The following is a 12910-nucleotide window of genomic DNA, read 5'->3' on the forward strand; positions in this document are numbered from 1 at the left end:
GAATGATTATGAAAAATTGATTTAAGATCCGCCAATCGAGATTTGGGTTTTTTATAAATTTATCTTCTACTTAAAGCAAAACTTTTAGATTCATTTTTCAGGTCAGGGAAATGAGAGTTTATTATGACAAGGCTACCATGCGCATTTGCAGAAATAAACAAATCATGTTTATCTTTTGCAGCAATTCCATAAGTAGAAACGCTGATGTTTTTCAAAACAGTATTGGATAGTACGCCTACTTTTTCGCCCTCGTTTTTCGCAATCACACTTATGCTATTAGATAAACTGTTCGTGATAGTTAAGTTATTGATTTCTATTCCTGAAATGCTTCTTTTATCCACACAAATTTCTACTGCAGCGCGCCAGCCCCATTCGTGGTCAAAACCACCGCTGGCCTTTATTTTGCAATCTGCAATAACCGTTGTTCCGCTAAAGTTATTATTGATGTTATTATCTTTACTTTCGGTAGGGAAGGTGGTACTGATCAAAACGGCCGAACCTTGAGAAATATCTGTAAATAAACAACCTTCGATTTTATTACTGTCGCCGCCGTAAATTGCTGACCCATTGGCCAAAAAAGGTAGCTGGGCAGTGCAATGCGTTATCAGGTTATATCCCGGTGAAAATTCCTGCTTCATAAAGGTAGTTGGCCAAATGGCAAAGCAATCATCTCCTGTATTCCGGGCTGTACAGTTTTCTATGGTGGAGTGGTTCATCCCGACACAAAAATTTATCCCGTCGGCAATGGTGTTCCGCATCCGGCAATCGGTAATTTTCAGTTTACTGGAATTTTCGATCCACATGCCGACTTTTGTGTGCTCAACCCAAAGGCGCGAGATAGTAGAGTTGGTGCCGTAAGAGCCGACTATGCCATCGTTGGCTTCGCTGTCACTTCTGTAGTTTAGTTTGCCAATGATCGCAAAATCAGAAAGATGGATATTATTTCCATTACCTATTATCCGCACCCGCTTGGTTGCATCGGTGTAAAGTGTTTCGTCTCCGGTTAAAATTGTATGCCACATTCCGGCTCCTTGAATGGTTACATTTGCAGGTACAACAATATCCCCGGTAATTTTAAATGTTCCGGTCGGGATCCAAACACTTTTTCCGGTTTTTGCAGCCTCAGCTATACAATTTCTGAATGCTGCTGTATAATCATCCTTAAAATCACTTCCCAAAAAGTTTTTACCGGTAACGGATAAAGAATTTGCAGGTGCCTTTAATGCCGGTGCAACGTTTTCAAGGTCAGCAAGATCAATAATGCAGTATTGAGCTTCACCTGATTGGCTTTCGTCTTTTTGTATCCTTATCAGATCTCCTTTTTTGATCTGAACATTAGTGATTCGGACCTCGTTATAAAAATTCCTTGCTTTTCCGGCCGAAGGATCATTAGTAAAGGGATATTTGCCATAAAGCCAGGAATAACGCGATGAAATCAGCTGCCGCCCTACAAGCTTTCCGTTTCTGTAAACACCTAAAGTAGCGTTGAGGCCGTTGCCTTCCTTCTTATCAGGAAGACTATACCTGATAACCATTGTGTTTGCAATAACAGTGGAAGTAAATTCTACAAACTGCCCTTTGGCACTAAGCTTTACACACTTTTGTCCGGATGATTCTGTTTCGACTTGATAAGGCCCGTACTTTGGCCCAAGGACTGTTCCGGTTGTTTTCATCTGCTCTGCTTCAAAGGTCGTCCAGGGAATAGTTGCGCCGTATTTTTCTTTAGCGAAGCAAACAGAGGTGACAAGAACCAGAACGATAATCAGGCATTTGTTTTTGATATTCATGATCTTGTTAAAATTTAAGACTTTTTCATGTATTTAAACGCGGTGTCCAGTTGCCGTTGATAATCTGTCGCGGAGCTGGAAGTTTCATTGTGCATGATCATTTTACGCCTTTTGATACCGCGTAAGCTCCTTGCTGTCAAAATCAGGATAAGACGTTACAAAACTGAAAAAATTTTCTTTCCGGAACCCAAACCAGTATTCCCGGCCGGTGTTCCGGCCTGCTACCAAAAAACCTTTGATACTGTTTTTATCGGCAAAATTTATGTAACGTATTACATTCGCTGTATTGGCAATGTGAATCCCGGTCGGGATCAATTTGCCATCGGCCAATAAATAATCAGAGCAGGAATAAGCCCAGGTGCCTTTGCCGGTTTGCATTTCCCACCAAACGCCAACAAATTTCATCGGCTTGATCCAGGAAGTATTTTCAAATTTGGAAGGGTCATTTAAGTTCAGTGTCAACTTAGAAGCTAAAAGGTTTAGAAATATATATCTAAAACCAACGCCATCACTAAATACACGGAAAACAATATCGATTGCCCTGCCAGGATTATTTTGTTTCGGATGAACGGTGAGCTGCCTATAATGGTTGTGGATATGGTTTGCTTCGCCCCAAACCGGACTCCGGGTTGTATCCACAGTTTTGGTTTCGGAAGATGAAATGATAAAACTATTGGTAAAAGAAGTATTGTTTGTAAGTTTAAAACCCATTTCAGAGGGTTTGATAACAGGTTTTCTGCCGTAGTAAACCAAATATTCCGGTTTTCCGATGTTTAGCTTAAATTCAAGTTTAACCATATCCAAACTTGCACTTAAACCGCTATTTTGTGCAATTATGTGGTTAGCGGAAAAAAGGCCGAGTAAAAGGGCGAATATTTTTTTCATTTTTTGTTGATTAAATTGCCCAATATTATTCGGGTTGAAGTTCAAATAATATTGGGAAGTAATCGGCAGATTGTATTCGGATAAGTTTTTTGGAAGATTTTTAAGTGTGTTGTTTCAAGCCAGTTCAAATTGATGTTGATCATTTTTGATACTTCTTTTACCGGGTAAAATTATGCATTGTTTGCAGGGTACAAACACTGGATTTTTTGCCGATAAAAGAAGCATTATTTTTTTCCGGGGTTAAGTTTAATCAAGTAAACATAAAGCCTGAACAAATTATAAGCTTGTGTTCAATGCCCCCAGGTTAATTATCAATAACCTGGGTTTTGCTTGATTTTGCTGTTGCTGTTCAACTCGTTGATCGGAATGGGCCAAGAATAAGATTTACCCTCGTTGAAGCTGAGCGGCCCATTTACATTGATAGCTGTTTTAAAGTAAGCGGCTTCGGATGGGCCAATCCGCCATCTGCATACATCATACCACCAATGGCCTTCGTTAAATAATTCTGCCCAACGTTCGTAATATAAAGGTTTAGTACCTAAAACAGGATCACTTTTGGCAACGGTATTATCCGAAAGCGATTTATAATCAACCGGAGAAATTGTATTTATTGCGTAACCATAAGCTCTGCGCTTAACTTTATTGACATATTCCAAACCGGTGACATTATCGCCGCTGCTTATCGAGGCTTCGGCATATAGCAGATAAATATCGGCCATACGCAACAGGTAGTAATTCCAGGCATCAGCTACACCATTATTATTTAAACCTACGTTTTCGTTATAAGTAATGGGCGCATATTTTTTTACACCCCAACCATACACGCCGGTATTGCCTGCGTAAAAGTTGGGCTTTGCCGCAGGGGCATAATTTACACCGTCAAACCTAATTGAATCAACCCAAGGCTGCAAGGCGTTTACAAATAAACGAGGATCAGCTGTTTTGTTCGCACGAACTTGCAGAGCCGCTTGTTTATAAACAGGGTCTATAACCAATTTTGGATTATTGTATTTTGGGCCGATGGCTGCACTATACTTCGGGTTAGCTACCAAACTGTAATTAGTGCCGAGCGGATAACCAAAGCGCAACACGTTCTGATCGTGAAAAAACTCATTGCCATAGCCCATTGGATAAGCACCGCCTTCAGTGCCATCTCCGCCTAATACAAAAGGAGCCCAAATTAAGCCATCAATTGAAGTGGCGTTGGCTGCAGGGCTGTAAATGCCATAACCACCTTGCGAGTTAGGGTCGATATTTAATTCAAATAAAGATTCTTCGTTAAATTCGTTGGTATTGTTTCCATTAAAAGCATCCTGGTATTTGGAAAAAGGCATTAAAGTTTTACCGCTGTTCTGGATTACATCAAGTAAAGTAGTTTTGGCATTAGCCCAATCCTGTGTAAAAACGTATGCCTTGCCTAATAAACCTTTAGCTGACCATTCTGTAACACGACCAACATCATTTCCTGTCCATACTTTTCCTTTAAGTAATGTTGCGGATTGTTTTAGGTCTGATTCAATAAAAATCCATACATCTTTAACCGAACTGCGTACAACTTGTGTGCTGGCCAAATCAGGCGGTACAGTTGCAATAATAGGCACACCCATACCAGCATCATTAGCACCACCTGCTACCACATATTTTTCGCCGAACAAACATTCTAATTGAAAATAGTAGTAAGCACGTAAAAAGTAGGCCTGGCCTAAAATATAATTAACGTTTTGTGTATCGCTTGCTTTGGCATATTTTGCATTATACAGATCTGCACCTGCAATAAGTACATTACAATTTTTTATACCGGAATACAATGCTCCCCAGGCATCGCTGGAGTGCGAGTTGCCAACGGTGAGATTGTTGGCAGCCATTTCATTCCAGCCTTGGTCGCCGTTAAAAACAGAGTTTACGCTGTGCATAGAGTTAGATAATGCTTTCGGTAAAAAATTAAAACCGAAAAGTCCAGGGTCGCGAAGTGCAGAATAACTGGATGCTAAAACGCTGTTTAGATCACTAATAGATGCAGGATAATTATTTGTGCTGTACACATCCGTTGCGCTTAGCAGGGAAGGGCTTTTTTTACAACTGGTGATCAAGCCAATGGCCAACAGTGCTATATATAGTTTCTTTATCATAGTTATAATTTTTGTAGTAAGCATTAAAAGTTTACATCAATACCCATAGAGTAAATTCTGGTTTGCGGGTAATTGGTTGGTATATCAAGCCCGCGTGTAGTTACATTACCAGCACCACTCGGAGTATAAGCACTTCCCAATTCAGGATCAAGACCGGTGTATTTAGTAATAACAAAAAGGTTATTGGCCATAATAAACACACGTAAGTTTTTAACAGCTACTTTTTTCAACATGTTGTTTGAAATCGTATATCCTAACTGAACGTTTTTAAGTTTAAGATAGCTGCCATTTTCCACAAAATAACTGTTTACGGAAGTGTAATTTTGATTAGGGTCTAAAGTAAAACCACCAGCAGTAGGTATCCCTAAACGAGGTTGCGAAGTTAAACCATTGTTCCCCAAGAAGGAATCATTAAATACCTGGCTGGTCGTATTACCATCAGCAAAACGATATTGTTCGTAAGCTTTAACACCATTGAACAATTGAACACCTAAAACACCATTGAACAACATAGCCAGATCAAACCCTTGGTAATTAAGGTGTACGTTGATACCATAAACTACTTTAGGGTTTGGGTTACCGATTATCTGACGGTCATTAGCGTTGATAACACCATCACCATTTGTATCCTGATAAATTAAATCACCTGCGTGTGCTATGTTTTTGATATCATTGACAGATTGTTTGGCAGCAGTAGCGTCATTATTAAATATACCTAACACTTTGTAACCATAGAATGAACCGAAAGGAAGGCCTGCTTTGGTAATCGTAATCGTTTGGTTAGGCATGGCATTAAAGCCATAATCACCGTTATTATAGAAGTTATAACCATCGGAGACCGAACTTGTTGCCGTACCGTCAAGGCTGATTACTTTATTTTTGTTAAAGCCTGCATTAGCACTTACGTCGAAACCAAGTTTTCCTATCTTATCACGATAGCCCACTAAAAATTCAAAACCACGATTATTTGCTTTACCTATATTGGTAACAAAAGGCGCAGTAAAACCAGAACTTGTAGGCAACTGTAAACCATAAAGCATGTCCTTCGTGTTTTTATTATAGTATTCTGCTGTGAAATATAATTTACTGCCTAAAGCCTCTCCATCAATACCAAAGTTGGTTTCTGTAGTGGTTTCCCAGTGTATATTAGGGTTTGGGATGCCGGGTATAGTGTTCGCTATAGTGAGCGGGGCTCCGGGTGCGAAGTTTTGCCCACCTGCCGAAACACCTGCTGTGCTGGTAAACTGCCTGTAAGCCGCTGTATAAAGATATGGAGGGATCGCGCTATTGCCCAATGAACCATAGCTGGCACGGAATTTTAGTGAACCTACGGCTGATTTAAGCGGGTCAAAAAACGGTTCTTCGCTGATACTCCAGCCAATTGACCCAGCAGGGAACACACCACGTTGTTTGGACGGGCCAAATTTAGTAAAATCAGCATCCTGCCTTATAGAGGCAGACAAGTAATACCTGCTGGCATAATTATAATTGATACGGCCAAATTGAGATTTAATTAAGCCATTTGGGTCATAATGACCACTGACAGCCAAACCTGAAGCATTGGTTTGTATAAAAGCATAACCTGGTAAACCTACTGATGTTTCGTTTGCATTGATGTTGTTATATTTATTTACGATCTGCTCATAACCGGCCAGAGCATCAATATGATGTTTACCAAAATTCTGGTTATAAGTAAGCAGGTAATTGGTCAACAATTGTGTGCTTTGGATAGAATATTTATTTAAAGCATTATTAGGTTGTTGAACCGAACCAAAATTATAGCTGTTCTGAAAATAATCCTGCGTTTCCAAATAATAATTATACCCAATATTAGTGCGAAAATTTAAGTGAAAAGGTAATTTAACATCTGCGTAAACATTGGTCTGAAGGTTGTTTTTTGAATTTTGCACCTGGGCAGATTGGATAGCACCATAAGGGTTGGCCCCGGAAAAAGCTAAACCTAAATAACCGGTTGGCTCACCACCATATCCGGTACCAGAACTGTTAAAAACCGGTATGATCGGTTGCGTTCTGAAAGGCGCATTATGAAAATCAGCCTGACTGCCAATTGGCGGTGCAGTCTGGCGCTGAGAGAACGCTACCTGTTCCCCAATCTGAAGAAATTTAGTGAGTTTGTAATCTGTATTGATACGGCCTCCTCCTATATTGGAGAAATTATTGAGTAATATGCCTTTTTGTCCGTTGTAGAAGCCCGAAAACAAATAGTTAACCACAGGTGATGACCCAGAAATTGACAAGTTATAATTTTGCTCGTAGGCTTTGCGGTAAAGGGTATGCACCCAATCCGTATTAGCTAAAGTGTCTAGGCGGTTGGCCCCGGCGAAAGTTGTTGGGCTAACAATGTTTAATAACTTTATAAAACCATCTTTATCTAACAGGTTGACCAGTTTAGGATTAGTTATTCCATAACGCGCACTAAAATTTATCGTTGGTTTAGTGCCTGTACCAGACCCTTTTTTAGTTGTAATGATCAATACACCACCTGCGGCGGATGCACCATAAATGGATGCAGAACTTGCATCTTTTAATACATCAATTGTGGCTATATCCTGTACGTTAATACTACTCACATCTGGTACGCGGATCCCGTCAACAATATATAACGGTGGTGGCTGGTTGAAAGACTCCAAGCCCCTGATTGTAATCGTCGGGGTAGCATCCGGTGCGCCTGAGTTTGTGACTACGTTAACACCAGGAACCCTGCCTTGCAAAGCAGCTATCGGATTGGTAATAGGCTGGTCTTTAAACGTATTGCCATTTACTGACCCTACCGAACCGGTAATATCCCTTCTTCTTTGTGTGCCATAACCGATCACCACCACATCATTCAAAGTGCGTACATCCGTTTTAAGCTGCACATCAATTTGGGTACGGCCATTTAAAGTTACTTCCTGTTTAACATAACCGATTGAAGAAAAAACCAATACATCATTTGCAAAAGCAGAAATTGTATAGTTACCGTTTACCCCGGTATTTGTACCCTTTACTGTGGCTTTGATAATTACACTTACGCCTGGCAATGGTTGTCCGGTGTCATCAGTAACTTTTCCGCTCACGGTAATTTGTGCAAATGCTGTAAATGAAAACAGCAGCAATACGGGGAAGAAAAGTAATTTTAGTAATTGTTTTTTATTCATAATCGGTTAATAATTAGTTTTGAAAAATGATAGCGTTGTTTTTGATCGTTTTTAAAAAATTTCAATATTGTTTTCTATGCTTCTTTTAGCACATAAAAAATCAGTGGGTTTCGTGTGTTTATTATACAACGAAAATGTGGGCACTAATTTTTACATGCTAAAAGAAGCATTGTTATCAATCCCGGGTATAGCAGAATATCTTGTACAAATTTTAAACAATCCTCAATGTTTCTGATGTTTGCAAAACCATTAACAGGCATCAAAAAAAGTGCTCAGGCAATAAGCCATAATTTTGATCTGCATCCCAAAAAAAGCACAAGAAAACAGGTTTATAATCAGGTAAAACAAACAAACTTCAAACAGCCGTTTATTGATGTATCAAAGAAAATGGTTATTTTCAGCGGATGCAAGTTTTTAAAACAAAATATAAACCAGTAAATAGAAAATTTTCTTTTAATGGTCTGTATTTCAATTCATTAAACTATAAAGGTTTCGGCAGATATATAAACTAAAATGGTAAAACACCAAATTATCAAACAATGTTAAAAGGCATTGATGGCCATTATTGCATGTTCAAATTCCTCTTTCGGGATGTTTGCCCTACTTTTTATCCGAGCTTTATAATTGTAAATGGTGTTTATAGAATATTCTAAAATATTAGCGATTTTTTCAGTATCGGTGATGCCCAATCGCACTAAAGCAAATATCCGAAGGTCGGTGTTTAACAATTGGTTCGGCAAAAGTTTGATCTGGTTTTTCTCGGCAAAAAGTAGATTAAAACCATTAACAAAGTTTGGAAAGATTTTTAGAAATGCTTTATCAAAATTAAAGAAAAGTTCTTCGCGTTCTTTGTTCAGGTTGATGTTATCGATCAATACCCTGATATCTTCATAGCGTTTGGCAGTTAGTTTATTATCTACAGACCGTTTAAATTTTTCCAGCTTACTGATATATTCCGAAATCAAATTGAAGTAATAGCCAACATATTCTTCCTTGATCTTATCGGCTTCGTTTAGCTTGTTTAAACTTTGTTGTAAATTATGGTTCGTCTCAATGATAACCTTGTCCGCAATACGCAACTTTTTAAGCTGTTTGTAAATAATAGTTGCAAAAATGATGATAATAATAGCCAGCACTGTTAGCGAGGAAGCATAAAAAAGCAAAATCCGCCGTTGGTTTTCAACAGAATTCAATTGTTTGGCTGCTATAACCGGTAAAATAGCACCAACCTGGATTTTGCGTTGCCGTGCACCGTAATAAATAGCATCGTCCATTGCCTGTTTTATAAAAACATAAGCGTTTTGAACATCGCCCTGCTGATACAGCAACTGGGCCAGGTTTAGCATCGCGGCCGCTTCTTTGGTTGAAGAACGGACATCCGCAATAGCGGCCCTGACTAATAGGTTGATAGCACTGTCCGGTCGGTCTTTTCTAATATAAATATCGCTTAACGTAGATGCTGTCACAGCAAATTCGTGAGGGCTTAAACGATATCTACTAATAAGGGTTTTTAAACTGACAACTGCTTTTTCGGTGTTTCCTAATTTCAGATATTTAAGGCCGTTGTAATATAAATATTCAAAAGAATTTTTGCTTGTTAGTGCCGTTGCCGAATCAATATATTTACCCGCTTGAGCATTATATACAGGCGTATAATAATCATCTTTGTCAAAGTCAGCCAGATCGTAATAAGTTCTGGCTGTAAGATAGTAATATTCCCGCCGTACACTATCAGGCAGTATTTTTACATTAACTGTTTTAAACGAATCAAATGCTTCTTTAAACATTCCTGAAGAAAGAAGAATAAAACCAAGGTCAACTTTACTTTGTGCTTCTTTTACCGGGTCTTTTAAAGCATAACTTATCTGCCTAAGCTTTTGCACATGGTTAAAAGCCTGATGATAATTAAAACTTTTGTACTCATTATATAGCTTATCGTAAATAGCATAACGAACATTTAAGCTGGTGTTTGTACTTAAATTTAATTGCTGATGAAGGATTTCAATACGTTTTAATTTCTCGGAATCAAAGTGTTTTTTTTCTTCGATCGTTTTATTTAATTTCACTAATAAGCTATCATCGTGCTGGTTAGAAAAAGTTTTGTGAAATGAAAACACAAGAGTAATCAAAAGAAATATTCGGTACATGTAAAAATAAAATCTAACCTGAGATTGTAATATAAAGTAAAAATAATACTTCTTTTATAACTTCTCCGTAATGCTTCATTTACATTGTTTTTTTCGCCGGATAATTGCGATCAACTTAAGTTCGATTAATACCTTCCAAAAAAATTTCAATTTCAGAAGATATAAATATTAAAGCATCTGTAATTCGGAAAATTATATTTGCGCCTGTTTTTAATTTTTGTTGACGATTTTACGATGCTTCTTTTATGCCTGTAAATTTGGATTTTGTAGATGTTGATGATAAAAAATCTGTACAGAATCACCAATTTTTATGTGATAAAAGAAGCATACAAAAACTTTTGAATGAAAATAAAACGTACCTATAAACTTCAGTATTAAATTTAAAAGGTTGTAAAACAACAATATGCTTCTCAAAAAATTGATTTACCACTATTTCATCTTAGAAAAATCCATCTTTTAAAGAAATGCCGGAAACTTTTATCTTAAAAAACATTTAACAGAGAAGTTTTAGGCCGATAAAAACAGCATCAGCTTAAAATCAAATCGGTGGTTTTGGCAATATCCTTACTGATTTTCAGGATAAACCGAAGCTGATCTTCTAAAAACACAACGTCAACCTGTTTTTCATCCGCCATAAATTGGTCAGCAACAGTTTCTGCCGAAGGCGTTTTGTCGGCAATAGCTGCGGTTGATGGTCCTAATTTTTTAATGCTTTCTTTTAAAACCAGTTGCGCATGGCTGGCAGTTTTAAGTTGTGCAAGCAGACTGATGCTGTTTTTATCGGGTAAATTTGCGGCAATGGCCGCAATGGCAGAGGAAAGCATATGGTTTAAAACAATAAACCGATGGATTTCCTGCCGGTGTTTCTGCCTGCTTTTCGGCTCCGAAATCATGCGCTCAAAAGAGGCGGACAAATTGCCTGATTCTACATAAACATCTTTTCGCGCCAGCTTATATTCAACCATGTTCATGGTTTTTCCTTCCAGCCTTTCCACAATAATTTTAAGGTAATTTTGATTGCCCGCAATTACTTTGCCCATACTTTGATTAAGCTGTTCGGATTCCCAGTTTGGGAAAATTATAAAAACAGAACTGAAGGCCAGCGCAGAACCGATAAAAGTATCCAGTAAACGCTCTTCAACAGTGTGTACAAAATCAACTCCCAGAAAGCTGAAAACAATCAATACATAAGGCGTCATGAAAATAACGCTAATGACGTAATTTAAGCGTAAAAAGCTGTAGGTGAACAACATCAGAAGAAGCATGATAAAAAACTGAACGGTTTTGTCGGGGATCAGAAACAAGATCAGAAAACCGATCAAACCGCCAATTACCGTACCGGTTAAACGCTGCGAATTTCGTTGTTTGGTGAGGCTGAAACCTGGTTTCAGGATTACGATGATGGTGAGTAAAATCCAGTAACTGTGGTGGCCGGTGGCTACTGTTTTTGCCAGGATAAAACCAATGCCGCATACAATAGCCACACGTAAAGCATGTTTGAAAGAAGCTGATTTAAAGCTGAGGTTTTCTAAAAACAGGCGCGGCGCATAATCCTGGTGTGTTACAAAACGCGAAAACTCCAGATGGGAAGTTTTGGTTGCAAAAGTTTTAGGTGCATTTTGGGTGTAACTGCCCATATCAACCAAACGCTGGCTGATGTTGCGGATATTGACTAAAATCTTTTTCAAAAACAGAGAGTTTTTTCCCTGGTCGGCTACGCTGATCTGGTCGATATGTGTTTTCAATCGTTCCAGTTCAGGCAGATAATTAATTTTTCGGAAATGTTTTTTTTGCGATTGGACATCAAAACCAACCTGCTCCAGCTCATCGGCCATTTGATGGATCAGGACCGAAATTTCCTCTAAAACACCGGATTGCCGGTAAGTTTCCCGCAGGTTTGCATAATCATGGTGCGTATAAGTAATCTGGTCGAACAAATCCACCAAATCAACAAAAGTTAAAATTAGTATTCGGCTGGTATGGGTAGATTCTTTAACGATGGAGCGGGTTTTAAACAGCAGTTCGCGTACGGCATCCTGGTGCTGGCTTACGGCAATTTGCTGCGAAATCAGGCTTTTATAGTTTTCATCAATATTGGTTTTTTCTGCATAAAAATCAGCTTTCAACCTTAAATATTTTGCCACTTCAGTAATGCATTCGCCCAAAGCCTGCTGTGCAGCGCGGTAAGGCCGGATTTGAAAAAACAGTAAACTAAATAACGAATACCACACGCCGCCGGCCAAAATCAGCAAACCGGAGGGCAAAACCTCGCTGGGTTCTAAGCGTTTTTCGATCATAAAAATCATGATTAGCAGGGAGCAGGTTCCGATGGCAGAAGCGCGTGTACCGTAAACGGCAAACATGGAAAAGAAAAAAGCAAAAACAATCACTTCAACCCCCAGCAAAAACGTGTTCTGTACAACATAACCGGTTACCATCGAAACCAAAAAAATCAATAAACAGCAGATAATCATGCTGTTGCGCTTATGCAATATTGGCCCGGGCAAATCAACCACGCTCACACAGAGCGCGCCCAGTGCAACTGAAATACCGGCTGCCAACTGGTCAAAATGGTTCAGCAACAGTGATGGAATGAGTATGCCAAGTGTAATACGCAAGCCATCAGAAAAATACTGGCTGTAAAAAAAGCCGTAAATTTTACGGATAGGCAACTGCAATTCGGACATGTAAAATTAAGTTCTGAACCAGGTTTTGGGTTAATAGTTCAAAAATACAGGTTTTTAAAAAGAGTTTGTATGATGATCGTGAAGACGATGCTTCTTTTATCGATAAAAATTTGATAA

6 protein-coding genes are annotated in these 12910 nt (G+C 38.7%); all 6 read right to left on the minus strand.

What is annotated here, in order from left to right; translation table 11 throughout:
- Nucleotides 1–59 precede the first annotated feature (59 nt).
- The gene (locus ACOFKR_RS08585) at nt 60–1787 is read right to left on the minus strand and encodes a glycosyl hydrolase family 28-related protein (protein WP_419800389.1); all 1728 of its coding nucleotides are present in this window, start codon (nt 1785–1787) and stop codon (nt 60–62) included.
- Between the two features lie 102 nt (nt 1788–1889).
- Nucleotides 1890–2672, minus strand: coding sequence for a glycoside hydrolase family 97 N-terminal domain-containing protein (locus ACOFKR_RS08590; RefSeq protein ID WP_419800390.1), 783 nt, complete (start codon nt 2670–2672; stop codon nt 1890–1892).
- Between the two features lie 311 nt (nt 2673–2983).
- Nucleotides 2984–4801 carry a RagB/SusD family nutrient uptake outer membrane protein gene (locus ACOFKR_RS08595; protein WP_419800391.1) on the minus strand — a complete coding sequence of 606 codons (1818 nt, stop codon included), beginning with the start codon at nt 4799–4801 and terminating at the stop codon, nt 2984–2986.
- 23 nt (nt 4802–4824) lie between these two features.
- The gene (locus tag ACOFKR_RS08600; RefSeq protein WP_419800392.1) at nt 4825–7959 is read right to left on the minus strand and encodes a SusC/RagA family TonB-linked outer membrane protein; all 3135 of its coding nucleotides are present in this window, start codon (nt 7957–7959) and stop codon (nt 4825–4827) included.
- 542 nt (nt 7960–8501) lie between these two features.
- Nucleotides 8502–10025: a DUF6377 domain-containing protein gene (locus ACOFKR_RS08605; RefSeq protein ID WP_419800393.1), complete on the minus strand. Its 1524-nt coding sequence runs from the start codon at nt 10023–10025 to the stop codon at nt 8502–8504.
- Nucleotides 10026–10633: 608 nt separating this feature from the next.
- Nucleotides 10634–12793, minus strand: coding sequence for an FUSC family membrane protein (locus ACOFKR_RS08610; RefSeq protein WP_419800394.1), 2160 nt, complete (start codon nt 12791–12793; stop codon nt 10634–10636).
- Between the last annotated feature and the right edge of the window lie 117 nt (nt 12794–12910).

Source organism: Mucilaginibacter sp. (genome assembly GCF_965201005.1).
Lineage (GTDB): Bacteria > Bacteroidota > Bacteroidia > Sphingobacteriales > Sphingobacteriaceae > Mucilaginibacter_A.